Genomic DNA, 24493 nt, shown 5'->3' on the forward strand with positions numbered 1-24493 from the left:
CCACGACCGATCGGCGCGGCCGCGGGAGATGACCATGTCCGGGAGCGTCCTGATCATCGACGATCATCCGGTCGTGCTGCAGGGATGCCGGATCGTCCTGGAGGATGCCGGCCTGTCCATCCACGTCGCCACCAGCGTGGAGGAGGGCTACCAGACCTTCTACCGCCACCGGCCGGGGCTGGTCGTGGCCGACCTGACCTTCCAGGCCTGCGGCCTCACCGGCCTCTCGCTGATCCGGCGCATCCGCGATCTCGAACCGGCGACCCGGATCCTCGTGTTCAGCATGCACGACGACCCCGTGATCGTCGCCCGCGCGCTGGAATGCGGCGCCATCGGCTATCTCCTCAAGGACACGCCCTCGATCGACTTCGCCACGGCCGTCAACCGGGTCCAGGCCGGCGAACCCTATATCGACCACCACCTCGCGACGAAGGTCGCCGTTCTCCAGAACAGCCAGCATCTCAACCCCTTGTCGTCGCTCTCAGGCCGCGAGCTGCAAATTCTCGCCCTGCTGTCTCTCGGCAAATCATACGAGACCATCGCCGAGGATCTCGACTTGAGCTACAAGACGGTCGCGAATGCCTGCTCGACCATGCGGCGCAGGCTAGGCTTTACGAGTCTGGCCGAACTCATACGCTTCGCGGTCACGCATAGCGACCATATGCATTAGAGCATTTTCCGACGAAGTGGATCCCGGTTCGTCGCAGAAAATGCGGTAAAATCAAAGACCTAGAGCGGCGCCTGATTGCAACGTGATCGAGCGCCGCTCTAGCGCGGTGTCGCGCATCTGGCGCGCCTTCGGTCCGCGGCCGCATCGCACCGACACCGTCACGCTCTCCGCGGATCCGGCGTTCGTCGAGAAGGTGCGTGACGTGGTCCGCCTGTATCTCGCACCGCCCGACCGCGCCCTGGTGCTGTGCGTCGATGAGAAGCCACGGATCCAGGCGATACAGGGCACGGCGCCGGCCTGCCCGCTGCGGCCGGGCCACGCCGAGCGGACCACTCACGACGATCGCCGGCATGGCACGCTCGACCTGTTTGCCGCCCTCGACGTCAAGGCCAGCACGGTCATCGGCCGGTGTGAGGGCCACCATCGCAATGCCGAGTTTCGCGCTTTCTTGGATCAGGTCGGGCAATCCGTTCGACGGCCGCTGCTTCGCGGCCTCGGATGCGAGCCTGGTGGCGCCGGTCGAGGCGCTGTCGAGCGCCGTCGCGCATGCCTCGGGCGGGGTCGTGGCCGCAGCGACCCGGCTGACGGAAGCGGTCCTGCCCTGGCTCGACGGGCCACTCCGCCGCCTGGCCCCCTCGGCCCCCCCCCCGCCGCGCCCGAACCGCCCTGCGACCCGGACCACGAGACATGACCGACATCCGCCCCGTCCTCGTCATCCATGGCGGGGCCGGAACGATCGCGCGGCCGGCCCCGGCGAGGCGCCCGACCAGCGGCCCTCGCCGCGATCCTCGCGGCGGGCGAGCGCTGCCTGTCCGAGGCGGGAGCGCCCTCGACGCGGTGAGCCTCGCGGTCGACCTCCTGGAGGAATGCCCCCTGTTCAATGCCCCCTGTTCAATGCGGGGCACGGCGCCGTCGCCGGCCGGGACGGCATCCATCGGCCCTCTCATCCGCGCACGACCGCCGCCGTGCTCGCCTCGCTCTTCGGCAGGGCCGCGAGTTCGCCGAGCGCGATCGGCTTCACCGGCGCGCGCAGGCGGTAGTAGCCGATCTCCTGCGGCGTCCGGCCCCGCGCCTCGGCCATCAGCTCCGTGACGGTCAGGCCGCAGAGCCGGCCCTGGCAGGGCCCCATGCCGGTGCGCCGATAGGCCTTCAGCTGGTTCGGGCCGGTCGCGCCCATGGCGACGGCATCGCGGATGTCCCGGGCGGTGACCTCCTCGCAGCGGCAGACGATCGTCTCGTCCGACGGGATGCGGAACCGCCGCGCCGGGCGGAAGAGCAGGTCCAGGAAGCGGCGGCCGCGTTCCGCACGGGCCAGCGCCGCCCGCACCGCGCCCATCGGCTCGAGCCGCGCGAGCGCGGCCGGGGCGAGCGCCTCGACCGCGGCCAGCGCGGCGATGCGGCCGCGCAGGACCGCCGCCTCGGCTCCGCCGATGCCGGCGCCGTCCCCGGCGACCGCGATCCCCGCGACGGAACTGGCGCCGTTCGGATCCAGCACCGGCGCCCAGCAGAGCTGGCCGTCGTCCCACCGGTGCTCGATGCCCGCCGCCATGGCGAGGTTGACGTGGGGCACGACACCCTGGTGCAGGAGCAGCAGCTCGGCCGGGAGCGTCTCGCGCCGGGATCCGGCCGCGTAGGCCACGCTCTCCAGGCGCCCCTCGCCGAGGGCGGCGAGTTCGGTGACGCCCTGCACCACCCGCACCCGGGCGCGCACCTCGCGCATCAGGGCGAGCCCCTTGCGGAAATAGGGCGAGGTCGCGAAGGCCGGCGCCTGCGGCAGGGCCGCGAGGATGTTCCTCCGCTCGGTCGTCTCGAGGATGCGGTCGATCCGCCCGCCGAGGCGCAGGATCTGTGCGGCCAGCAGCCAGAGGAGCGGCCCCTGCCCGGCGATGATCGTCGGCCCGTCCGGCACGAGGCCGGAGGATTTCAGCATCGTCTGGGCGGCGCCGGCGGTCATGACGCCCGGCAGCGTCCAACCGGGGATCGGGACGGGCCGCTCCAGCGCCCCCGTCGCCAGGATCACGCGGCGGGCCCCGACGAAGGCCGAGCCGCCGCCGACCGAGACGCCGATCGCGAGGCTCCCGTCGAGGCTCCAGACGGTGGCGCGCTGGATCACCTCGGCGCCGCTCGCGCGGACCGCCCGGACGAGTTCCTCGCCGGCCCAGAAATCCGCGCCGAGCGCCTCGCGCGCCGCGAGCGGGGTCGTGGTGACGGCGCGCCAGACCTGGCCGCCCGGGCCGGCATTCTCGTCGAGGAGCAGCACCGCGAGCCCGGCCCGGGCGGCCGTGGCGGTGGCGGCGAGCCCGGCGGGGCCGGCGCCGATCACGACGACGTCGTAGACGTCGCGCTGCGGAGCCCCGCTCATCGCCCGATCTCCCGCTTGCCCTTCTGGATCTCGATGCGCATGCCGTCGGCGACCGGCACGAGGCAGCCCTGGCGGTTGCCGATGCCGTCGATGGTGACGAGGCAGTCGAAGCACACGCCCATCATGCAGTAGGGCAGCCGCGGCGCCCCGCTGACGGCGGTCCTGCGGCGCGCGTCGAGGCCCGCGGCGAGGAGCGCGGCCGCCACGCTGTCGCCCTCGCGCGCCTCGATCGGCGTCCCCTCGACGACGAGGCGGACGGCTGGTCTCGTATCCTGTTCGGATCGCTTGAACATCGGCGTCTCCGGGCCGACCGGGCCCTGTTGCGTTGTCAGTAGTACCCGCTGCCGGTGCGGGCGTCGGCGCCCTCGAAGCGGCGGACCGAGAAGGCGCCGACGAGGGCCGGCTCCAGCGCGCCGGCCGCGACCATGCGGGCGATCTCGAAGGCGTGGTTGGAGGCGAGCGTCACGCCGGAATGGCAGCAGGCCACGAAGGCGCCCGGATGCGTCGCCGATTGGTCGTAGATCGGGAAGCCGTCCCGCGGCATGACGCGGATGCCGGACCACGTCCGGACGACGTTGAGCCGCGCGAGATGCGGGAAGGTGCGCTGGGCGCGGTCCGCCATCACGGCGGTGATGCCTGGATTCACCGCCCGGTCGTCGAGGGCGTCCTCCTTGCTGTCGCCGATCATCACCGTGCCCTCGTCGGTCTGGCGCAGGGTCGAGAGCGGATGCGGCAGGAAGGGCTCGGTGCGCTCGGTGACGATGATCTGGCCGCGCGTCGGTCCCATCGGCGCCGCGAGGCCGACCATCGGCGCGAGGGTCTGGTTGGCGTTGCCGGCGGCGAGCACGATCCTCTGGGCGCGAACCTCCCCCGCCGGGGTCGCCAGCCGGAACTCGCCGCCCTCCCGCGCGAGGGCCGAGACCGGCCGCTCGGGCAGGTAGTCGACGCCGAGGGCCCTCATGCCGGCATGGAAGGCGCGATAGGTCCTGAGCGAGTTCACGTGGCCATCGAGGGGGCAGAAGCTGCCGCCGGAGACCTCCGGGCCGACCCCCGGCAGCATCCGGCCGATCTCTGCGGCCGGGAGCATCTCCATCCGATGATCCGTGGCTCCGACCTGATTGTGCATGCGGGCGACGAGATCCGCACGCCGGCCGTACTCGGCCTCGCCGAGGGTGATGTGGAAGCCGCCATTCTGCTGGAGCCCGACATCGAGGCCGGTCTGGTCGCGCAGCTCGGCGGCGAGCCTGCCCCAGGCGGCGGCGGCGCGCACGGTCCAGGCGGTATAGGCCGGCAGGCCGAGCCCCTTGCTCTGCACCCAGACGAGAGCGAAGTTCGCCCGCGACGCACGCTTGACGATGTCGCCCTCGTCGAGGACGGCGACCGCCTTGCCGAGCCGGCCGAGGCCCCAGGCGATCGCCGAGCCGAGCAGGCCGCCGCCGACGACGGCGACGTCGTAATCCCTGGACATGCTGTCTCCTATCGCCCCGATGAGCGGCCGGGAACGCCCTTATCGACAGGATCGGCCTTGCCCGCGAGTCCGCCGCGGCGGGGCGCAGTCCTCGCCGGCGTGCACGCACAAGCCTTGACCCTGACCCCGCAAACTGGTCCGCACCCAGCGCAAGTTTTTCGGGCATCCTGATCCCTGAAGGAGGGTGGATGCCATGCCTTGCAAACGCTTCACGAACGAACAGATCGCCTTCGCCCTCCGTCAGGCGGAGAACGGCAGCACGGTGGACGAAGTCTGCCGGAAGATGGGCGTGTCCGAGCCGACCTTCTACCGCTGGAAGAAGCAGTTCGGCGCCATGGGCGTGCCGGAGATCCGGCGGTTGAAGCAGCTGGAGGAGGAGAACGGCAAGCTCAAGCGGCTGGTCGCCGATCTGACGCTGGATCGCTCGATGCTGCAGGACGTGCTCAAGCGAAAGTGGTGAGGCCCGCCGTTCGCCGCGAGGTCGCCGGTCACCTGCAGGCGGCCTACGGCATCAGCGAACGGCGGGCCTGCCAGGCGACCGGCTTCGGTCGCTCGTCCCAGCGCTACCGCCGGCGGTCGGATCCGCAGGTGGCGCTACGCATGCGGCTGAAGGAACTCGCCGCCGCTCGGGTGCGCTACGGCTACCGGCGGCTGCACATCCTGTTGCGACGGGAGGGCTGGGCCGTGAACCACAAGCGCACGTACCAGCTCTACCGGGACGAGGGCCTGTCGATCCGGCCCAAGCTGCCCAGGCGCAAACGGGCTTGGCGCTACCGGCAAGGACGTCCCGCCATCGGTGCTCCCAACGAGATCTGGGCGATGGACTTCATGGCCGACCGTCTCTTCGACGGACGTCCGTTCCGGATCCTGACGGTCGTGGACTGCCACACGCGAGAGGCGCTCTCGCTGGCGCCGAGAGCCAACTTCCGGGCCTACCAAGTGGTCGAGGCCCTCAACGCTCTGGTGAGGCTCCGCGGCCGGCCCAAGAGCCTGCCCCAAGAGCCTGCGGGTGGACAATGGGCCGGAATTTGCCGGTCGTATGCTGGATCAATGGGCCGACCTGAACGGGGTAGAGCTCGACTTCTCTCGGCCCGGAAAACCGACCGACAATGCCTACATCGAGGCCTTCAACGGCCGCCTGCGGGCGGAATGCCTGAATGCCTCATGGTTCCTGTCGCTGGCCGATGCCCGCGAGCGCATCGAAGAATGGAGGTCCACTACAACGAAGACCGGCCTCATACGGCCCTCGGCGGCTTGACGCCGCGAGCCTTCGCCAACCAAGCTGTCACAGCCCGAGAACTTGCATAGGCCTTGGACCACAAACCGGGGCAGGACCACATCGGCTCAAAGCCATACTTCAGGCCGGACCACTCCGATGGGGGCTGACCACTGCGGCCCGGATCATGCGCGACGCCAAGAACGACTACTGGAAGTCGCAGGAGGGGCTGCCGGCCGCCGGCGACATCGGGTTGGTGGTGCGCAACGGCAAGATCGTCTCGGAGAATTCCCCCGCCGGGGCGCCGATCCCGACCTCCGGGCGGGGCAAGGAATTCGACGATGCGTTGAACCGCCTGCGCGGCAACATGGGGAACCAGACGCTGATCGATCAGGCGAAGGCGGCCTCGAACGCGATGGTGCGGGTGGTGCGGCCCGACACGAGCAACCCGGACAAGACGAAAAAGCCCGCCACGAGCAGCAGCGGCGACTACGACCCGCTCGAGGCGATGATCGGGCAGATCGAGAAGTCCGCTGCCGCGATCAAGGCGGAGGTGGACGCCTACGCCAAGTCGAATGCCGAGAAGCTCACCGCCATCACCCTCGCCAAGGCCGAGGAGCAGGCCAAGCAGAAGGGCGTCACGCTCACCGACGCGCAGGTGCAGCGCATCCGGCAAGCCTCCGCCGCCACCGCGCAGTACAAGGACAAGCTCGCCGACCTGGAACAGGCCGAGCGCCAGGCCGCCGAGACGGCGCGGTCCTTCGGCGACGCGCTCGCCAACGGCCTCGCCGACGCGGTGCTGGAGGGGCGCAGCCTCGGCGATGTGCTGATGGGGCTGGAGAAGCAGCTCGCCCGCTCGGCACTGCAGGCGCTGTTCACCGGGCAGGGTCCGCTCGCCGGCATCCTCGGCACGGCGCCCGCCGCCAGCGCGGGCTCGAACGCTGTCGGCGGTCTGTTCGGTGAGGTGAGCAATCTGTTCCGGGCCAATGGCGGCGCCGTGCAGGCGGGCCGCGCCTACACGGTGGGCGAGCTGGGGAGCGAGCTGTTCGTGCCGGGCCAGGACGGCCGGGTGATCCCGATCGGCCGCTCCGCCAAAGCAGCGCAGGAGACCAACCAAAGCAGCCGCGCGCGGCCGATCCAGATCTCGGTCTCGATCGCCACGCCCGACGCGCCGAGCTTCGCGCGCTCGGAGGCGCAGATCACCGCCGCCCTCGCCCGGGCGGTGCAGCGCGGCCTGCGAGGAGCCTGAGATGCCCGCTTCCTTCCACGAGGTGCGCTTCCCGCTCGCGCTCTCCTACGGCTCGCGCGGCGGGCCCGAGCGGCGCACCGAGATCGTCACGCTGGGCTCCGGCGACGAGGAGCGCAACGCCCTCTGGCGCCACTCGCGGCGCGCCTACAATGCCGGGCCGGCCCTGCGCCGGGCCGAGGACATCGCCCTGCTGCTCGCCTTCTTCGAGGAGCGCCGCGGGCCGCTCTACGGCTTCCGCTGGCGCGACACCTTCGATCACGCCTCCTGCGCCCTGGGCCGGCAGCCCGCCGCCACCGACCAGCCGATCGGCACCGGCGACGGCAGCACCACCGTGTTCCAACTCGCCAAGACCTACGGGGCCGCCTTCGCTCCCTACGTCCGGCCGATCGTCAAGCCGGTGGCCGGCTCGGTGCGCGTGGCCGTCAACGGCGCCGAGCTGCCGGCCTCCGCCGTCACGGTCGATCCGACCACCGGCCGCGTCACCCTGGCCACGGCCCCCGCCGCGGGCGCGGCCGTCACCGCTGGCTTCCTGTTCGACGTGCCGGTGCGCTTCGCCACCGACCGCATCGAGATCGACCACCAGGCCGTGCTCGCCGGCGTGCTCGCCGACATCCCGATCCTGGAACTGCGCCGATGAGGACCCTGCCGCCCGCCCTCGCGCAGAGCCTCGCCAGCGGGGTCACCACCCTGTGCCGCTGCTGGATCCTCACCCGCACGGACGGGCTGCGGCTGGGCTTCACCGACCATGACGAGGACGTGCCCTGCGACGGCGTCACCTGCGCGGCCGAGACCGGCGCCACCGGCACGGCCATCGAGCAGGGGGCCGGCCTCGCGGTCGACAGCCTGGAGATCATGGGCGCGCTCACCAGCGGGCGGCTTGCGGAAGGCGAGCTGGCCCGCGGGCTCTACGACGGGGCGGCGGTGGCGGTGTGGTGGGTCGACTGGTCGGCGCCCGCCAATGCGGTTCTCATGCTCTCCGGTCACCTCGGCGAGGTCTCGCGCGGCAGCACCGGCTTCACCGCGGAGGTGCGGGGCCTGGCCGACCGCCTCGGCCAGCCGACCGGCCGGCTCTACCAGCGCTCCTGCGACGCCCTGTTCGGGGATGCCCGCTGCGGCATCGACGCGACCGGGCCGGCCTATCGCGGCACCGGCACTGTGACGGCCGTACGCTCGGCCCGTGCGCTCCTCGCCAGCGGCCTCGACGCCTACGTCCCCGGCTGGTTCACGGCCGGGCGCTTAGTCTGGACGACGGGGGCGAATGCGGGCGCGGTGATCGAGGTGCGGGCACACCTGCGCGCGGGAGGCGCGACGCTCCTCGACCTGTGGGAACCGGCTCCCGCCGCCCTGGCGATCGGCGATGCGTTCACGGTGACGGCCGGCTGCGACAAGGCGCTGCCGAGCTGCCGGGACAAGTTCGACAACGGGCTCAACTTCCGGGGCTTCCCGGACCTGCCGGGCAACGATTATGCGGTGTCCTCCGGCCGCGAGGAGGCCGGCAATGACGGCGGACGTCTCCGGTGAGCCGGCGAGGTCATGGTGCGCCGATTGTATGGGCCGCATTGGGTGGAAAGCCGTAATTGGGTTGCAGCTTGTTACCGGACGCTACTCATCGCCGATGCGCTTGGGGCGGTCAGACATGGCAACCGCCTGCAAGGTGCGCGAGAGCTGTTCGACCGAGTAGGGCTTCTGCAGAAGTTCGAATCCTTTGGTGCCAGTCTGCGCCAGAACGTGGCTGTAGCCGGAGGTCAGAATGACAGGCAGGCCGGGATGAAGCCGCTGGATCTCACGGGCGAGATCAACGCCGTTCATGCCGGGCATCATCACGTCTGTGAACACCACGTCGAACCGACCCGCGTCCTCGGCCAACTCCGCCAGAGCTTCCCCGGCATCGGCCGCCCAGACCGTAGCGAAGCCAAGTTCGGCAAGGGCCTGCGTAGCGAACGTGCCCACCTCGACGTTGTCCTCGACCACCAGCACGCAGGTGCCATGGCCATCCATCACGGGCGTCGGCTCGCCTCGTTCCGGCGCCTGGACCGCGCCGCCCACGCGGGGAAGATAGAGCGTGAAGGTCGTGCCTTGCCCGACCTCGCTCTCCACCACGACCTCGCCATGTGACTGCTTGGCGAAGCCGAACACCTGGCTCAGCCCAAGGCCGGTGCCTTGCCCGACCGCCTTGGTGGTGAAGAACGGCTCGAAGATCCGTCCCAGCGTCTCCTTCGTCATGCCGCTGCCGGTGTCGCTGATCGACACCGCCACGAACGGCCCATGCACCGCGGGGTGGGCGCGCACGGGCGGCATCCGCTCGACTGCCTCCACGCGAATGGTGAGTTGTCCCTCGCCCTCCATCGCGTCGCGAGCGTTCACGGCCATGTTCACCAGCGCCGTGTCAAACTGGTTCGGATCAGCGTTCACGAAGCAGGCGTTCTCCGGCAACTCGGTCACGACCGTGATGCGCGAGCCGGTGAGCGTGCCAAGCATTTCGGAGAGTGCCCGCACGCTGTCGCTGGCCGCGAACACCTTGGGTTGGAGTGTCTGCCGCCGTGCGAAGGCGAGGAGCTGGCCGGTCAGCTTCGCGGCGCGATCCACAGTGTCGGAGATCGCCTCGATGTAGCGGCCGCGCCGCCCCTCTGCGAGATCCGGCCGCTTCAGGAGGTCGGTGGACGACTTGATGACGGTGAGGAGGTTGTTGAAGTCGTGCGCCACGCCGCCGGTGAGCTGGCCGATAACCTCCAGCTTCTGCGACTGCCGCAGCACGTCCTGTGCGTCCTGAAGCTCAGCCTCCGCCCTGAGCCGTGCGCTGATGTCGTGGGCTTGGTGGAAGGCGCCAAATACCTTTCCCGCCGCGTCGCGCAGGGGGGTATAGCTGATCTCCCAGCACGGCTGGCCGAACTCGGCCCGGCCGAAGACGGCTTCGACCTTGTACGCCTCGCCGGCCAGCGCCCGGGCCATGTTGGCGCGCATCACGGCGGCTTGCTCGGGGATGAACAGGTCGGGGAAGACGTCCCCGACCTTCGTGTAGAAGCCGTTGACCCGGAAAAACTCGTCGTTGTGGGCCTTGTTGAAGGCGATCAGCCGGTACTCCGTGTCGAAGACGCAGATCGGCGCGGTGTCGGATTGGACGATGTTCTCGTACAGGTCGCGCTCGGCGGTGCGTGAGGCGAGGCGCTGGTTGGCATCGAGGTGGAAGCCGATCAGGTCGGCGAACATCTTGAACATGCCCACGACCGCAGGCGTGTTCAGCTTGGCGGGCTTGGGGTCGATGGCGCAGAGCGTGCCGAAGAACGTGCCGTCGGGCAGCACGATAGGCATCGAGATGTAGCTCTGGAAGCCGTAGTGGGCGGGCGTATGGTGCTCGCAGAAGGCGGGGTCCTCGGCGACGTGGTCGATGACGACCGCGGTGCCGCTCTGCCGGATCTCGTGGCAGATGGTCGTCTCAAGGCTCAACTCACCGCCAGGCTTGAGGCCGAAGGCGATGTCGTCCTTGACGGCGCAGGCCACCCAGCGGTCCTCGGTGACGCGCGCCACGGCGGCGAAGCCCATGCTGGTAGTTCGACACACCACGTCGAGGATTGTGGGCACGGCCGCGATGCTCTCGATCGCGACGACGTCGTTGAGGAAGTCCTGCGGGAGCGTCGGAGCAGCTCTGGGGTCGGTCATCGGATCAGCGGCCTGGACGATGGTCCGCACGGGCCCCTTCGTGGGCTGCCGGGCGCGCATTGGCAGTCAGCGCATGGTCACGCTCGATCAGAAGGCGCAGACCGGCTCGCACCACCCCGCTCGCGTTCGAGCTGTAACCCGATGCGACCTGAGCATTGATGTAGGCGGTCAATTCGGTCGTTAGGGAGACGTTGCGGGTCGGCGTGTTCGACATGCCAACGGTCTGTCACGCTCGGGCGGGACCGTCAAAGGTTGCCAACCACACCCCCGGATCTGGCAGGAGCACCGCGGCGGCATGGCCGCGAAGCGGACACCTCGAAGATCCGAGAAGCGTCGGCTCCCGACATAGGCGAGAGAATTGAATTCCGACCCCGGCGCGACCCGCGCCCGCGTCGTCGCGCTCGCGCGCGGCTGGCTCGGCACGCCCTACCACCACCAAGCCGCCCTCAAGGGGGTCGGCTGCGACTGCCTCGGCCTGGTGCGCGGCGTCTATGCCGAACTCACCGGCCACGCGCCCGAGGAGCCGCCACCCTACACGCCGAGCTGGGCGGAGGATCACGGCACCGAAACCCTGCGCGATGCCGCCCGCCGCCACCTCGTCGAGATCCCGATCCCGCACGCCCAGGCCGGCGACGTCCTGCTGTTCCGCTGGCGTGAGCGGCTGCCCGCCAAGCACTGCGCCATCCTCACCGCCCCCCTCGCGGGCGAGCGGCCCCGCATGATCCACGCCTATGACGGCCACGCCGTCCTGGAGAGCTTCGTCCCGCCGTCCTGGGCCCGCCGCGTCGCCCACGCCTTCCGGTTTCCCGACCCTTCGCCCGATCCTCCGCCGGACCCGCCCGCATGAGCTCCCTCGTCCTGTCCTATGCCGGCAAGGCCGCCGGCACCGCGCTGGGCGGGCCGATCGGCGGTTTTCTCGGCGGGGTCGTCGGCGTCGGCCTCGGCAGCGTCCTCGATCGCGCTCTGTTCGGCACCCGGCCCAAGCCGCAGATCAACACAGGGCCGCGCCTCGCCGACCTCTATGTCACCGCCTCCACCGAGGGCGCAGCCATCGCCCGCCTCTACGGCCGCGCCCGCCTCGCCGGTCAGATCATCTGGGCCACCAAGCTCAAGGAGGAGCAGCACGTCGAGAAGGTGAAGAGCCGCGGCGGCAAGGGAACGCCGACCCAGAAGACCTACACCGTCACCTACAGCTACAGCGTCAGCCTCGCGGTGGCTTTGTGCGAGGGGCCGATCACGGCGGTGGGCGCGGTCTATGCCGACGGCAAGCCGCTGCGGCTGTCGGACCACCAAGTCCGGATCTATCTCGGCAGCGAGACCCAGACGCCCGATCCCAAGATCGAGGCGGTGGAAGGCGCCGGCAACGCCCCGGCCTACCGGGGGCTCGCCTACCTGATGTTCGAGGACCTGCCGCTCGCCGCCTTCGGCAACCGCGTCCCGGTGATCACCGCCGAGGTCACCCGCCGCCCGCCGCGCGCCGACGCCCGGCCCGTGCTGGAGGAACTGGTCACCGCCGTGACCCTGATCCCAGGCATGGGCGAGTTCGTCTATGCCACCGCCCCGGTCACCGCCAACGACCGCGGCAGCCTGTCGGGCCAGAACACGGTCTCGGGCGGGGTCGACCTGATCAAGGCGCTCGATCAGCTCCAGGCCGAAGCGCCCACCTGCCGGCACGTCTCGCTGGTGGTGGCCTGGCACGGCACCGACCTGCGCCTGTCGGCTTGCCGCATCCTGCCCAAGGTGGAGACCGCCACCAAGACCACCGACCTGGCCTGGGCGGCGGGCGGGTTGACCCGGACGAGCGCCCAGGTGGTCAGCCACGATGCCGAGGGCCACCCGCTGCTCGGCGGGGCGCCCGCGGACCTGTCGGTGGTGCAGGCGATCGGCGAGCTGAAGCGGCGCGGGTTGTCGGTGACGCTCTACCCGTTCGTGATGATGGACATCGCTCCCGGCAACGGCCTGCCCGACCCGTATGGCGGGGCGGAGCAGCCGGCCTTCCCCTGGCGCGGGCGCATCGGCTGCGATCCGGCGATCGGCCGCCCGGGCAGCCCGGACAAGAGCGCGGCCGCCGCCGAGCAGGTCGCGGCCTTCTTCGGACAGACCCGACCGGAGGACCTCGCCTGGACGGGTCAGACGGTCACCAGCCAGCGGCCGGACGAGTGGAGCTTCCGGCGCTTCATCCTGCATTGCGCACGTCTCGCCGAGGCCGCCGGCGGGGTGGAGGCCTTCCTGATCGGATCGGAGATGGTCGGGCTCACCTCCCTGCGCTCCGGCCCCGCCACCTTCCCGGCCGTGGCGCAGCTGCGCGCGCTCGCTACCGACGTGCGGACCATCCTCGGGCCCGGCACGGCCCTCGGCTACGGGGCGGACTGGAGCGAGTACGCCAACTACCGCCCCGCCGACGGCTCGGGCGACGTGTTCTTCCACCTCGATCCGCTCTGGGCGGATCCCGCCATCAGCTTCATCGGCATCGACAACTACATGCCGCTCGCCGACTGGCGCGACGGCTTCGAGCACGCCGACGCCGCCACCTACGCCTCGCCCTACGATCCGGCCTACCTCGCCGGCAACGTCGCCGGGGGCGAGCTGTTCGACTGGTACTATCCGAGCGAGGCCGACCGCGACGCCCAGAACCGGGTGCCGATCACCGACACCGCCCACGACGAGCCCTGGGTGTTCCGTCTCAAGGATCTGCGCTCCTGGTGGTCGAACCCCCACCACGACCGGCCCGGTGGTGTCCGGCAGGCTGCCGCCACCGCCTGGGTGCCGCAATCGAAGCCGATCCGCTTCACCGAACTCGGCTGCCCGGCCGTCGACAAGGGCGCCAACCAGCCCAACGTCTTCCTCGACCCCAAATCCTCCGAGAGCTTCCTGCCCCACTACTCCAGCGGCCGGCAGGACCTGATGATGCAGCGCGCCTTCCTGGAGGCCGCCCTCACCACCTGGCGCAGTCCGCAGGCCAACCCGGTCTCGGCAGTCTATGGCGGGCGGATGGTGGATCCGGACCGGATCCATCTCTGGACCTGGGACGCCAGGCCCTACCCGGACTTCCCGCGTCAGGCCGGCGTGTGGAGCGACGCGCCCAACTACAGCCTCGGCCATTGGCTCAACGGCCGCCTCGGCCTCGCCGAGTTGCCCGACGTGGTGGCGGAGATCTGCCGCGAGGCCGGCGTGGCGGCCGACGTCGCAGCGCTGCACGGCGTGGTCTCCGGCTACGCGCTCACCGAGGTCCAGGCCCCGCGCGACAGCCTCGGGCCCCTGCGCACCGCCTCCTTCTTCGACGGCATCGAGAGCGGCGGGCTGATCCGCTTCCGCCCGCTCGCCCGGGCGCCGGTGGCCCGCTTCTCGGAAGCCGATCTCGTCGCCGCCGCCTCGGGCGCAGACTTCCGGCGCACCCGCACCGAGGAGACGGCGCTGCCGGCCTGCGTGGCGCTGACCTACCTCGACCCGGCCCGTGCCTACCAGAGCGCCGCCGTGGAGGCGCGCCGGCTCGCCGGCCGGGCCACGGCGGTGTCGCGGCTGAGCCTGCCGCTCTGCCTGGAGGAGGGCGCGGCGCGCGGGCTGGCGCAGGCGCTGCTCTACCAGGCGGTGGTCGAGCGCGAGGGCGTCAGCGCCACCCTGCCGCCCTCCGCGCTCGCCCTCGAGGTCGGCGACGTGGTCGCGCTGTCGCTCGCCGGCAGCACGGTCGAGGTGCGGCTGACCCGGCTCGGCCTGGAGGCGAGCCGGCCCTTCAGCGCGGTGCGGGCCGATGCCGGCGTGTTCGCCTACCGGGACGGCTCGGCCACCGGCCGCACCCCGGCCCCGCCGGCGACGGTCGGGGTCGGGCTGTTCCGCATCCTCGACCTGCCGCTGCTGCGGGCCGACGCGGTGGCGCACGCGCCCTCCTTCGCCGCCTACACCGCGCCCTGGTCGCCGGTGAGCGTGCTGCGCGCGCTCGCCGGCGGGTCGCCCGAGGCGGACGCGCTGGTGCAGGCCCGCTCGATCATCGGCGAGCTGGCGGCGCCGCTCCATCCCGGCCCGACCGGGCGCTGGGACCGGGTGAACGAGGCCGATGTCCAGGTTCCGCCCGGAGCGGAGCTGGTCTCGGCCTCCGCCCTCGCCGTGCTGAACGGTGCCAACGCGGCGGCCCTGCTCACGCCCTCGGGTGCATGGGAGGTGCTGCAATGGGCCAACGCGACCCTGCTCGGGGCCGGCCGCTACCGGCTGACCAGCCTGCTGCGCGGCCAGCTCGGGACCGAGTTCGCCATGGGCGCGCCGACCCCGGCCGGAGCGGCCTTCGTGGTGCTCTCGGACGCGCTGGTGCAATCGGGCATGCCGGCCTCGGCGCGGGCGCTGCCGCAGGTCTTCCGCTGGGGGCCGGCAGCGCGCCCGCCGGAGGACCCGACCTACGCCGCGGCCGATCTGACGATCGCGGGCGCCGGCCTGCGGCCCTATGCGCCGGTTCAGGCCCGGCTGCGGCGCCTGGCGGTCGGCGACCTGCAGCTGAGCTGGATCCGCCGCACCCGGATCGAGGGTGATGCCTGGGAGCAGGTCGAGGTGCCGCTGGCCGAGGAGAGCGAGGCCTACGCGGTCGACATCCTCGATGCGACCGGCGCGGTTCTGCGCTCCGTGCAGGTCGCCCGCCCGAGCCTGACCTACGCGGCGGCGGACCAGGTGGCGGATTTCGGCGGGCCGGTGACGCGCCTGGCGGTGGCGATCTGCCAGCTCTCGGCCGTCTTCGGCCGCGGCACTCCCCTGAGGACCACCCTGTATGTCTGAGGCGACCCCCATCCTGGCGCTGCCGCTGCTCGCTGCCGCGCAGGCGCAGAAGCACGTCACCCACAACGAGGCGCTGGTGCTGCTGGACACCCTCGTCCAGCTCGCCGTGCTCGACAAGGATCTCACCAGCCCACCCGCCAGCCCCGCCGAGGGCGACCGCTACCTGATCGCCGGGGCGAACCCGAGCGGCGCCTGGGCCGGCTGGGCGGGCCGCGTGGTGCGCTACCAGGACGGCGCCTGGACCTCCGCCGTGCCGCGGCCGGGCTGGCTGGCCTTCGTGCTGGATGAGGGCGAGCTCTACCTCTACGCGGCCGGCGCCTGGGTCAGCTACCGCACGACCCTCACCGTGCTGCAGAACCTCCAGCGCCTCGGCATCGGCACCACGGCCGACGCCGCCAATCCCTTCGCCGCCAAGCTCAACGCGGCGCTCTGGACCGCGCTCACCACCGCCGAAGGCGGCAGCGGCGACCTGCGCTATACCCTCAACAAGGAGGCGGCCGGCAACACGCTCTCGCTGCTGTTCCAGTCGGGCTGGTCGGGCCGGGCGGAGATCGGGCTCACCGGCGACGACGACCTGCACCTCAAGGTCTCGGCCGACGGCAGCAGCTGGACCGAGGCGCTGCGCCTCGACCGCACCACCGGCGGGGCGGATTTCCGGGTGGCGGAGGTGGCGGTCGCCTCCGCCGCGACGGTGGATCTCGGCGCCATCCCCGCGCTCGCCGTGACGATCACCGGCACCAGCGCGATCACCTCCTTCGGCAGCGCGCCGCGCTGCCTGCGGCTGCTGCGCTTTGCCGGCGCGCTGAGCCTGACCCACAACGCCGGAGCGCTGATCCTGCCGGGCGGGGCCAGCCTCACCACCGCGGCCGGCGACACCGGCCTCGCCCTCTCGGATGGGGCCGGCACCTGGCGGGTCATCGCCTACCAGCGGGCGAGCGGGAAGCCGGTGACCGGCCCGGCCGCGGCCGACATCACCAACGGCACGGCGACGGGCCGGTCCGTGCTGACGGCGGCCAGCGCGGCGGCGGGCGCGAGCGCGCTGGGGCTGGGCACGGGCAACACCCCGGTTTTCAACGGGCTGGTGCTCGGCGCGGCCGCAGGCAATTTCCGCACGATCTACTTCCAGTCGGGCAGCTCCAACCGCTGGACCGTGTTCGTGGATAACGGTGCCGAGAGCGGTGCGAATGCCGGCTCGAACCTCCGCATCAGCCGCTGGAGCGATGGCGGCACCTCCGCCGGCGATCCGCTGGTGATCAACCGGGCCTCCGGCCTGACCACCTTGAGCGCGCTGTCGGTCACGGGAGCGGCGAGCGTCGGCGGCCCGGTGAAGCTCGCCACCTACACGGTGGCGACGGTGCCCGCCGGAACGGCGGGCCAGCAGATCTACGTGAGCGACGCGCGCAAGGCGGGCGAGGCGAGCGGGTCGGGCACGGGGGTGCTGGCCTGCTACTCGAACGGGGCGTGGCGGCGGCTCTCGGACGACACGGCGATCGCGGCGTGAGGAGGTGAGGGATGAGCGAGGCGTTCCTGTACGAGTTCCTGTTCCGGGGGCGGGCCGCGGGTGATCCCGAGCCGCCGGCCTGGCACGTCATCCTCGGGCAGTTCGTGCGGCTGCCCGGGGCGCGGGAGGCGCAGTTCGTGGACAGCGGGGCGCTGACGCCGGCGCAGGCGGCGGCGGCGGGGTTCCCGCTGGAGCGGGTGCTGGCGGGGATCGAGGCGGCGGCCTTGGCGGACCGGGACGCGACGGCGGCGGCGCTCTCCGCGATGACGCGGGAGCGGGATGCGCTGCGGGAGGCGCTCACCGCCGTGACGGCCGAGCGGGACGCGCTCCGCTCCGCCGCGGCGCCTGACGCCCAACCCTGACGATCCCGCCCGGCGGACGATCTGCCGGACCACCGAGGCGTACAGCCTCGTCTGCTTGACTGACCGTCCTGAGCCGCCCGGCCGGACCTCGGCTCCCGCACTCCTCACAATCCGGAGATCCCCATGGCCGCGTCGTCCTTCGACCGGGTACTGTTGCTCGTCCTCGCCCACGAGGGCGGCTACGTCGATGACCCGCACGATCCCGGCGGCGCCACCAACCTCGGTGTCACCATCGGCAGCTTGAGCCTGTGGCTCGGCCGGCCGGCGACGAAGGCGGAGGTGAGGGCGCTGACGCGCGCCAGCGTCGCCCCGCTCTACCGCCGCCGCTACTGGGACGCGATCCAGGGCGACGCCCTGCCGGCGGGCCTCGACTACGGCCTGTTCGACTTCGCCGTGAACAGCGGCCCGAAGCGCGCCGTCATCGGCCTGCAGCGCCTGGTCGGCGTGGCGGATGACGGCCGCCTCGGGCCCGTCACCCTGCGGGCGATCGCCGCGCAGGACGCCGGGAGGCTGATCGGCGGCCTGTGCGACGCAAGGCTGGCGTTCCTGCGCCAGCTCTCGACCTGGGACCGCTACGGCAAGGGCTGGGCCCGGCGCGTCGCCGAGGTGCGGGCTGCCGCGCTCGCCCTGGCGAGCGCGCCCGTCACGCCGGCGGTCTGCCCGACCTGCGCCAAGCCGCTGGCGGCCTGACCTCCCGCGCGCCGCCGGGATTCGCGGCGCTCCCGATCCGGAGAGAGACGATGACGAAGTACCTGACGCCCGGCGTGGTGGCCGGCCTGCTCTCGGCCGCGGCGGTCGGCGCCGGGCTGGCCGGCAAGCCCGCGCTCGCCGCCTTCCTCAACGATCCGTCGACGGCCGCGAACCTGCTCTCGGCCGCCGGTGCCGTCGGCGCGCTGGTCGCCGGCGTCCTGAAGGGCGTGCGCTCCGCGTGAGCGCCCACCCGCTCCCCGGAGTCGAGGAGCGGGGTCCCTGCCGCGACTGGCGGCTACGGTGAGAGGGTGAGGATCCGATGAGCCAACCGACGAGCGAGCCGGCCGAGGGCGCGGTGATCCTGCCGCGGCGCGCCCCTCTGTGGGCGGCCGGGACCGTTCTGGTGAGCATCGCCGCGCAGCTCCTGTCCGCGGGTGCCTACTCGGCGAAGGTGGAGGCGCGCCTCGAGGAGCTGGCGGCGAGCGATGCGCGGATCCTCACCCGGCTGGACGAGCGCTACGCCGTGATCTCGGGGCGGGTGGAAAGCCTGGAGCGCGACCGCGACCGGCTGGTGCGGCTGGAGGAGCAGGTGCGGATCGCGACCGACCTGCTGCGGGAGATCCGCCAGGAGATGCGCCCGCCGTCGAGGCGCTGACGCGATTTACCCCCTCGGATAATGCGCCCCGGGCTCCGGCCCGGGGCGCTTTCGTCATTATCGCCATGCGTGCCGCCGCAAGCAGAAGCGCTGCGCCCATGAACATCAATGGCCATGGCCGCCGGATAGGTGAGTCGCAGCTCGGCGTCCCGCGTGACACGGATCCAAGTGGCCCCTTTCAGCACTCCAGACGATACAGCATTTGGTACAGCATGAAGCTTCCCGAGCTGCAAATTCAGAGAGAGAAACGGCCCCGATCCGTCCAATCCATCATGGGCGCCACGGAGAACCGCCACCCGCTGAGAGCGTCGAATGTTTCAGCCTGTGCGGTCACCGGGTCCTCGTCTCATCTGTGCGATCTGCCGCTATCCGCGCCGCGTCGAATGGGGCCGTGCCATCCCGCGCGCCGGAGACGGCGCGGGGATCTTGGCCGGGCACATGCGGAAAGATGGCCCTCGGATACCACGCGCGAACCGTCGTCAAAAGGGCGGCGCGCCGTCGCGAGACCGGCCCGACCTGCGACCGGATCCGAGCTGGAGCAGGCGCGCTGGCCTGGCAGCCGGCGCGGGAGAATGGGGTGCCGTCCGGGTGCCGCGGGTTCCGGACCCTGCCTCTCGCCATCGCCATGGCACGCGCGGCACGAACGGATGCGCAGGCGCAAGGACGCGCATCCAGCGTCGACATGACCTCCCGGGAGGCGACGCGGCTCGTCTGCACCGGCGGGGCGCTGCGGGGGACGGGCGGCGCGACCGTCGAGCGCTTCGTGCGCGACCGCGGCTATTGCGAGATCGCGGAAGTGGCGGCCCATGCCTTCGCGCCAACGCGGGACACCCCCCGATACCTTCTGGGATACCGCTGCATCGGGCCCGGCCGCGGCTCGTTCGGCGAGTAGATCGGCGAGGAACACGCGCAGCGTCCGGCCTCATACCCCGCACCGGCATCGAGTCTCGAAGACGAGACAAGATATAGTCAGGGGCTGTAGCCGGATGAGCGCGGACATGATCTTATCCCGCCGGTGGCCCGCCCTGCCGCGGGCCGAGAATTCGGGAGACTGTCATGCGGCGGGATCTGCGCCCAACTGGCAGGCCCCGAGCGGCGGAAGCGCTCGCCGGCCTGTCCGCACGCCCTCTCGAAGGCGACCTCGCCGCTTCGCTGATGCGCCGCCACGAGGTGGCGGCGGAGCGCCTGATCGGCTGGCTGCGCGTGGCGATCGGCCTCTGCATCTTGGTGACCGTGATCGCCGCCGACCACGTGCTGCACGTGTGGGTGAGCGTGTCCCTCGACCTGTTCACGCACAACGCCTGGATCGCCGCGTCCGGATTCCTGGCCACCGGCGCGGTGAGCATCGTGCTCGCCGTGCCGCAGCGCTGGCACCACGTCTTCGCCTACCTGTTCATGGCTCTGGATGTCGGGCTCGTCCTCGTCATCGCCTACTTCGCCGTCAGCGAGCGCGACCTGCCCGGGAACGCCCTGCCCTCCGCGCCGATCGTCTGGGCCGTGCCGTTGGTCCTCGCCGTCGGTGCCCTGCGCTACGACGTCAAGGTGCAGCTCTGCGCCATCGCCCTCCTGGCGGTCGGGCTCGTCGGGATCGCCGCCGCGCTCGACCACCGTCTCATCCTCGATCCGGCTGCCGAGAACGCACCGGCCTGGCACCTGCTGTTCACGATGCCGGTCAACGCGATGCGGTTCCTGCTGATCCTCCTCGCCGGGGCGGCGACGGCCTTCGGCATCATCCGCTCGCGCCGGCTCCTGTCATCCGCGGTCCGGGACGCGGTCGGACGCGCCAGCCTCGCACGCTTCCTGCCGGCCGAGATCGTGCCACGGGTCGCGGCGGGCGAGTTCGACCTGCGCCGCGGGCGTCGCCAGAGGGCCGTCATCGTCTTCGTCGACATTCGCGATTCGACCGGCATGGCCGAGGGCATGGATCCCGAGCGCCTGTCGCAGTTCTTCACCGCCTTTCGGACCCGGATCCTCGGCAGCGTGCGCAAGCACCACGGCTTCGTCGACAAGTTCATCGGTGACGGAGCGCTGATCCTGTTCGGCGTGCCGGACGAGGGCGACGACGATGCCGCGCGCGCCCTCGCCTTCGCGCGCGACCTCGTCCGGATCGTGGATGCCTGGAACGCCACCCACGAATTGCCGCATCCGGTGCGGATCGGCATCGGGATCCATGTCGGCGAGGTCTTCTGCGGCATCGTCGGCGACGAGGAGCGGATGGAGTTCACGGTGCTGGGAGACGCGGTGAACGTCGCCTCGCGCCTCGAACAGGCGACGAAGCGGTATGGCGAGATCATCCTCGCCTCGGGAGCCGCCATCGAAGGCTCGCTGGAGCACACCGCGTGGCGGGAGATCGGCCGGGAGCCCTTCGCCGGACGAAAGGAACCGGTCGCGATCTTCGCGCCGGTCGCCGCCGTGGCTGTCGGCGGCGGCTGACCGGCGAGCGTGACGCGCCCCGCCGACCGTTGCGGCCGGCGCGCAGGCTCCCAGATGACCGGGGACGAGGACGAAGCGCCGGGGTTCCGAGCGGATTGGCACGGGACGATTCCGCTCGGCTGCCTGCTGCATCGTTCTCGCCGCCGGATCGGCGACCACGTCGGCGAATGATGCCGAGCTGAGGAGCGCGCCCATGGTCAGATGGTCAACCCTGCTCGCCGCGGCGCTCCTGCTCTCGGGCGGCCACGGCGCGGATGCGCAGACCCGCTGGACCGATCCGCCGACCCGCACCGCCGATCCGGTCGGAGTGGAGGCGCCGCCGCGACCGGCCGCGGAGCAACGGACGGGTGTCGCGCCGAAGCCCGCCCGGCGGCAGGCGCGACGCGCGCCGGTCCGCAGCCGCGTCGCCGTGAGCCGGCCGCCGCGGGTGGCACGGCGCCCCGCGGCGACCGTCCGCCCGGCCCGGCTGGAACGGGCACGCCTGCCGCCGCCGCCGCGACCGGTCCTCTCGGCCCAGCGAAGCGGCCCCGTCATCCGCAGCCGCGCCGTCGCCCCATGGGCGGTCCGGGTGGGACCCTGGGCCGGCGACATCGACTGCTCGAGCCCCTACGCTCCCGCCGTCAGGCGCGGACTGTGCCCCTGGGCGCCGGATTGGCTTCCCGAGGGTGAAGAGTAGCGCGGAGCGGGTTCTCCCGGGCGCCGATGGTCAGTGGTCGTGGCCGTGATGGTGGTGGCCGTGGCCATGATCGTGGTGGTGATGATCGTGCCCGTGATCCTGGTGGTCGTGACCGTGATCATGGTGGTGGGCGTGATGGTCGTGCCCGCAGGCGCTGTGGTCGTGGGCCACCACCTCGCGCTCGGGCCGGAACGGCCGCTCGACCGGGGTCGCGGCGCAACCCTGGCCGCGGACCAGTTCCGCCACCACCGGATCCGCCTTCACGTAGAGCGCCTCGGCCGTCACCTCGACGAGGACGTGGTTGCTGCCGCATTGCCACGCGAGGCGGGTGAGGCGGGCCGGGTTCTCGGAGCGCACCTCGAGCAGCGCCTCGCTCGCGGCGGCGATGCGCACGAGCCGCCCGTCCTCCAGGCGCAATGCGTCGCCGTCCTCCAGGGTGGCGGCGCGGTCGAGGTCGAGCCGGAAGGCGAGGCCGCCCGCCGCCACGAGTTCTCCCTCGCGCCGAGCGCGGCCGGCATGGTCGAGGGTGACGGTGTCGGCGACCGCGTCCGGCCGGACGGCGGGCTTACGGACGATCGTGGTGGCGCGCAGCATGCGGGCTCCTCGGGCGGGTGTGAGCGTCGCTCTCCTCTACGCATCGGCGGGCCGGGTGTCACACGCTTTGGCGGCGCGTCCTGCGCCGCAACCGTGGCCGCGATGCCGCGCCCGGCCGATTTCGCCCCGCGCGCAGAGCCGATCCGGCCGGTGCTCATTTGGTGTTCAGCGACCGGACAGCTAGGCTGTTGGCAGCGGCGACCGGCGCTCGATCCGTCGCAAGACCGCGAAACGCACAAGGGAATTCGTCATGAAGAAGCTCATCGCAGCCACCCTCGCGAGCGCCATGGCGCTCTCGGTCGCGGCCTGCAACACGCCCGGCGACAGGGCCGCGGGCGGCGCGGCGCTCGGCGGCCTCACCGGCGCGGCGGTCGGTGCGGCGGCGACCGGCCGCGCGAGCGGCGCGGTCGCGGGCGGCCTGATCGGCGCGGCGGGCGGCGCCCTGGTGGGTGCGGCCACCGCCCCGCAATGCCCCTACGGCACCTACCGCGATCCCTACGGCAACATCTACTGCCGCTGAGACGTCTCCCGGACGTCGAGGCTCCGGCCTGCCGGGCGCGAGCGGCGTCGGGCAGGCCGACCCGCGCCCGGGCCGGGCGCGGCATCGGCATGGTTCCGCCCGGCGCGGTTCCGCCGTAAACACCGGGCGATGACGATCTCCCTGCCCTCACCACACCCGGCCGCCCCGGCAGCCTCCGGCTCCAGAGCGTCCGCCCCATGAGCAACGGCCTGTGGGGAAAGATCGGCGGCGCCGGACTCGGCCTCGCCGTGGGTGGGCCGCTGGGCGCCCTGATCGGCGCCGTGGCCGGGCATTTCCTCGTCGATCGCGAGGGATCCCTGTTCGGCCGCACGCCGCGGGAGGTGGTGTTCACCACGGGGCTCGTGGCGCTGGCCGCCAAGATGGCGAAATCCGACGGCGTGGTGACGCCCTCCGAGGTCGCGGCCTTCGAGGAGGTGGTGCGCGTGCCGGAGGACGAGCGTCCCGGCGTCACCCGGCTGTTCGACCTCGCCAAGTCGACGACGAGCGGCTTCGAGGCCTACGCGCAGCAGATCGCCGACACCTTCCACGACGAGCCCGGCCTCTTGGAGGACGTCCTCGACGGGCTCTTCCACATCGCCAAGGCGGATGGCGCCCTCCACGACAAGGAGGCGCAGTACCTGCGCGCCGTCGCCGGGATCTTCGGCTTCGACGCCGCCCGGTTCACCTGCATCGCGGCCCGCCACATCCGCCTCGCGGACGACCCCTACGAGGTGCTGGGCGCCGCCCGCACGCTCTCGGACGCGCAGCTGAAGGCGCGCTACCGCAGCCTCGTGGCCGAGAACCATCCGGACAAGGCGGTGGCTCGCGGCCTGCCCCCGGCGGCGGTCGCCATCGCCACCCGCCGTCTCGCGGCCATCAACGCCGCCTACGACCGCATCGCCGCCGAGCGCGGACTGACCTGAGCGAGCCATGAAGCCGACGCCCGAAAGTCCCGTCGCCACGACGGTCGTCCCCTCGCCCAATCACGGCGAGCGGCAGCGGCCCGTGGACATGCTGATCCTGCACTATACCGGGATGGACCAGGCGAGCGAGGCGCTGCTGCGCCTCGCCAATCCCCTCGCCGAGGTCTCCTGCCACTACTTCGTGTTCGAGGACGGGCGGGTGGTGCAGATGGTGCCGGAGGGCCGCCGCGCCTGGCACGCGGGCGTATCCGCCTGGGAGGGCGAGCGCGACACCAATTCCCGCTCGATCGGCATCGAGATCGCCCATCCGGGTCATGCGGGCGGCCTGCCGCCCTACCCCGAGGCGCAGATCGCGGCCGTGACCGCCCTCGCCCAGGACATTCTCGCCCGCTGGCCGATCCGGGCCGACCGGGTGCTCGCCCATTCCGACGTGGCGCCCGGGCGCAAGGAGGATCCGGGCGAGGGCTTCCCGTGGGAGCGCCTGCACCGGGCGGGGGTGGGCCATTGGGTGGCGCCCGCCCCGATCCGCGACGGGCGCTTCTTCGCCGAGGGCGATGCCGGCCAGCCGATCGAGGCGCTCCAGGCGATGTTCGCCCTCTACGGCTACGACCAGCCGGTGACCGGCGCGTTCGACGCGAACATGCGCGCGGTGGTTGAGGCGTTCCAGCGCCACTTCCGCCCCGCACGAATCGATGGCGTGGCGGATTCCTCCACCATCACCACGCTCCGGGATCTCATCGCCAGCCGGCCGGGCTGACG

General features: G+C 71.9%; 23 protein-coding genes and 3 pseudogenes. 20 read left to right on the forward strand and 6 right to left on the reverse strand.

The annotated features are described in order from the left end of the window. Positions 1–34: 34 nt before the first annotated feature. The 3 genes and pseudogenes from ACE101_RS13970 to ACE101_RS13980 form a co-directional block, all read left to right on the forward strand. On the forward strand, positions 35–670 hold the full coding sequence (locus tag ACE101_RS13970) for a response regulator transcription factor (RefSeq protein WP_379130342.1): 636 nt from the start codon (positions 35–37) through the stop codon (positions 668–670). A gap of 106 nt (positions 671–776) precedes the next feature. Then, positions 777–1154, forward strand: a pseudogene (locus ACE101_RS13975) (transposase); the annotation flags it as partial. 203 nt (positions 1155–1357) lie between these two features. Continuing rightward, a pseudogene (locus ACE101_RS13980) lies at positions 1358–1546 on the forward strand (isoaspartyl peptidase/L-asparaginase); the annotation flags it as partial. Between the two features lie 67 nt (positions 1547–1613). Here ACE101_RS13980 and ACE101_RS13985 read toward each other — a convergent pair. From ACE101_RS13985 to ACE101_RS13995, 3 genes are read right to left on the reverse strand one after another with little or no spacing between them, the layout of a single operon-like run. Next, positions 1614–3032, reverse strand: a complete 1419-nt coding sequence (locus tag ACE101_RS13985; RefSeq protein WP_379130344.1) for an FAD-dependent oxidoreductase — start codon at positions 3030–3032, stop codon at positions 1614–1616. After that, the gene (locus tag ACE101_RS13990) at positions 3029–3325 is read right to left on the reverse strand and encodes a (2Fe-2S)-binding protein (RefSeq protein ID WP_379130346.1); all 297 of its coding nucleotides are present in this window, start codon (positions 3323–3325) and stop codon (positions 3029–3031) included. The genes ACE101_RS13985 and ACE101_RS13990 overlap by 4 nt, the downstream gene beginning before the upstream one ends. Before the next feature lie 35 nt (positions 3326–3360). After that, the gene (locus ACE101_RS13995) at positions 3361–4500 is read right to left on the reverse strand and encodes an NAD(P)/FAD-dependent oxidoreductase (protein ID WP_379130349.1); all 1140 of its coding nucleotides are present in this window, start codon (positions 4498–4500) and stop codon (positions 3361–3363) included. A 193-nt stretch (positions 4501–4693) separates the two neighbouring features. On the opposite strand from ACE101_RS13995, the pseudogene ACE101_RS14000 reads away from it, so the two are divergent. The 4 genes and pseudogenes from ACE101_RS14000 (at position 4694) to ACE101_RS14015 (ending at position 8486) form a co-directional block, all read left to right on the forward strand. Next, positions 4694–5808, forward strand: a pseudogene (locus ACE101_RS14000) (IS3 family transposase). A 95-nt stretch (positions 5809–5903) separates the two neighbouring features. Further along, positions 5904–6965 carry a phage tail tape measure family protein gene (locus ACE101_RS14005; protein WP_379130352.1) on the forward strand — a complete coding sequence of 354 codons (1062 nt, stop codon included), beginning with the start codon at positions 5904–5906 and terminating at the stop codon, positions 6963–6965. Between the two features lies 1 nt (position 6966). Continuing rightward, on the forward strand, positions 6967–7602 hold the full coding sequence (locus ACE101_RS14010; protein ID WP_379130354.1) for a phage distal tail protein, Rcc01695 family: 636 nt from the start codon (positions 6967–6969) through the stop codon (positions 7600–7602). Next, positions 7599–8486 (forward strand): phage/gene transfer agent baseplate hub protein, encoded by an 888-nt coding sequence (locus tag ACE101_RS14015; RefSeq protein ID WP_379130357.1) that lies wholly within the window; start codon positions 7599–7601, stop codon positions 8484–8486. Before ACE101_RS14010 ends, ACE101_RS14015 begins: the two co-directional genes overlap by 4 nt. 81 nt (positions 8487–8567) lie before the next feature. Here ACE101_RS14015 and ACE101_RS14020 read toward each other — a convergent pair whose 3' ends face one another. Together ACE101_RS14020 and ACE101_RS14025 are read right to left on the reverse strand one after the other, a co-directional pair. Continuing rightward, complete coding sequence (locus tag ACE101_RS14020; RefSeq protein WP_379138678.1) at positions 8568–10622, reverse strand: ATP-binding protein; 2055 nt, start codon at positions 10620–10622, stop codon at positions 8568–8570. Between the two features lie 4 nt (positions 10623–10626). Then, positions 10627–10836 (reverse strand): type II toxin-antitoxin system ParD family antitoxin, encoded by a 210-nt coding sequence (locus ACE101_RS14025; protein WP_379130360.1) that lies wholly within the window; start codon positions 10834–10836, stop codon positions 10627–10629. Between the two features lie 144 nt (positions 10837–10980). On the opposite strand from ACE101_RS14025, the gene ACE101_RS14030 reads away from it, so the two are divergent. The 10 genes from ACE101_RS14030 (at position 10981) to ACE101_RS14075 (ending at position 21697) form a co-directional block, all read left to right on the forward strand. Further along, positions 10981–11469 carry an NlpC/P60 family protein gene (locus ACE101_RS14030; RefSeq protein ID WP_379130362.1) on the forward strand — a complete coding sequence of 163 codons (489 nt, stop codon included), beginning with the start codon at positions 10981–10983 and terminating at the stop codon, positions 11467–11469. Continuing rightward, entirely contained in the window at positions 11466–15380 is a 3915-nt protein-coding gene (locus ACE101_RS14035) for a baseplate multidomain protein megatron (RefSeq protein WP_379130365.1), read from the forward strand. Before ACE101_RS14030 ends, ACE101_RS14035 begins: the two co-directional genes overlap by 4 nt. Further along, on the forward strand, positions 15373–16881 hold the full coding sequence (locus ACE101_RS14040; RefSeq protein WP_379130368.1) for a DUF2793 domain-containing protein: 1509 nt from the start codon (positions 15373–15375) through the stop codon (positions 16879–16881). The genes ACE101_RS14035 and ACE101_RS14040 overlap by 8 nt, the downstream gene beginning before the upstream one ends. Positions 16882–16892: 11 nt before the next feature. Next, a complete protein-coding gene (locus ACE101_RS14045) occupies positions 16893–17243 on the forward strand; it encodes a hypothetical protein (protein WP_379130370.1) in 351 nt (116 codons plus the stop codon). Positions 17244–17366: 123 nt separating this feature from the next. After that, complete coding sequence (locus tag ACE101_RS14050) at positions 17367–17933, forward strand: glycoside hydrolase family 108 protein (protein ID WP_379130372.1); 567 nt, start codon at positions 17367–17369, stop codon at positions 17931–17933. Positions 17934–17983: 50 nt separating this feature from the next. Beyond that, a complete protein-coding gene (locus tag ACE101_RS14055; protein ID WP_379130373.1) occupies positions 17984–18175 on the forward strand; it encodes a hypothetical protein in 192 nt (63 codons plus the stop codon). Between the two features lie 77 nt (positions 18176–18252). After that, positions 18253–18588 carry a hypothetical protein gene (locus ACE101_RS14060; protein ID WP_379130375.1) on the forward strand — a complete coding sequence of 112 codons (336 nt, stop codon included), beginning with the start codon at positions 18253–18255 and terminating at the stop codon, positions 18586–18588. A 682-nt stretch (positions 18589–19270) separates the two neighbouring features. Further along, entirely contained in the window at positions 19271–19480 is a 210-nt protein-coding gene (locus tag ACE101_RS14065) for a hypothetical protein (protein ID WP_379130377.1), read from the forward strand. A gap of 164 nt (positions 19481–19644) precedes the next feature. Further along, on the forward strand, positions 19645–21021 hold the full coding sequence (locus ACE101_RS14070) for an adenylate/guanylate cyclase domain-containing protein (protein ID WP_379130380.1): 1377 nt from the start codon (positions 19645–19647) through the stop codon (positions 21019–21021). Between the two features lie 193 nt (positions 21022–21214). Next, positions 21215–21697 (forward strand): hypothetical protein, encoded by a 483-nt coding sequence (locus tag ACE101_RS14075; RefSeq protein ID WP_379130381.1) that lies wholly within the window; start codon positions 21215–21217, stop codon positions 21695–21697. A gap of 30 nt (positions 21698–21727) precedes the next feature. On the opposite strand, the gene ACE101_RS14080 is transcribed toward ACE101_RS14075, so the two are convergent. Next, complete coding sequence (locus ACE101_RS14080) at positions 21728–22291, reverse strand: urease accessory protein UreE (protein WP_379130383.1); 564 nt, start codon at positions 22289–22291, stop codon at positions 21728–21730. A gap of 250 nt (positions 22292–22541) precedes the next feature. On the opposite strand from ACE101_RS14080, the gene ACE101_RS14085 reads away from it, so the two are divergent. The 3 genes from ACE101_RS14085 to ACE101_RS14095 all read left to right on the forward strand — a co-directional run bounded on the left by ACE101_RS14085 (position 22542) and on the right by ACE101_RS14095 (position 24491). Further along, a complete protein-coding gene (locus ACE101_RS14085; protein WP_379130386.1) occupies positions 22542–22811 on the forward strand; it encodes a YMGG-like glycine zipper-containing protein in 270 nt (89 codons plus the stop codon). Between the two features lie 197 nt (positions 22812–23008). Then, complete coding sequence (locus ACE101_RS14090) at positions 23009–23734, forward strand: TerB family tellurite resistance protein (RefSeq protein WP_379130389.1); 726 nt, start codon at positions 23009–23011, stop codon at positions 23732–23734. Positions 23735–23741: 7 nt separating this feature from the next. Further along, the gene (locus tag ACE101_RS14095; RefSeq protein ID WP_379130392.1) at positions 23742–24491 is read left to right on the forward strand and encodes an N-acetylmuramoyl-L-alanine amidase; all 750 of its coding nucleotides are present in this window, start codon (positions 23742–23744) and stop codon (positions 24489–24491) included. The last annotated feature ends 2 nt before the right edge of the window (positions 24492–24493 follow it).

The sequence above is a fragment of the Methylobacterium carpenticola genome (assembly GCF_042748905.1).
Classification (GTDB): Bacteria; Pseudomonadota; Alphaproteobacteria; order Rhizobiales; family Beijerinckiaceae; genus Methylobacterium; species Methylobacterium carpenticola.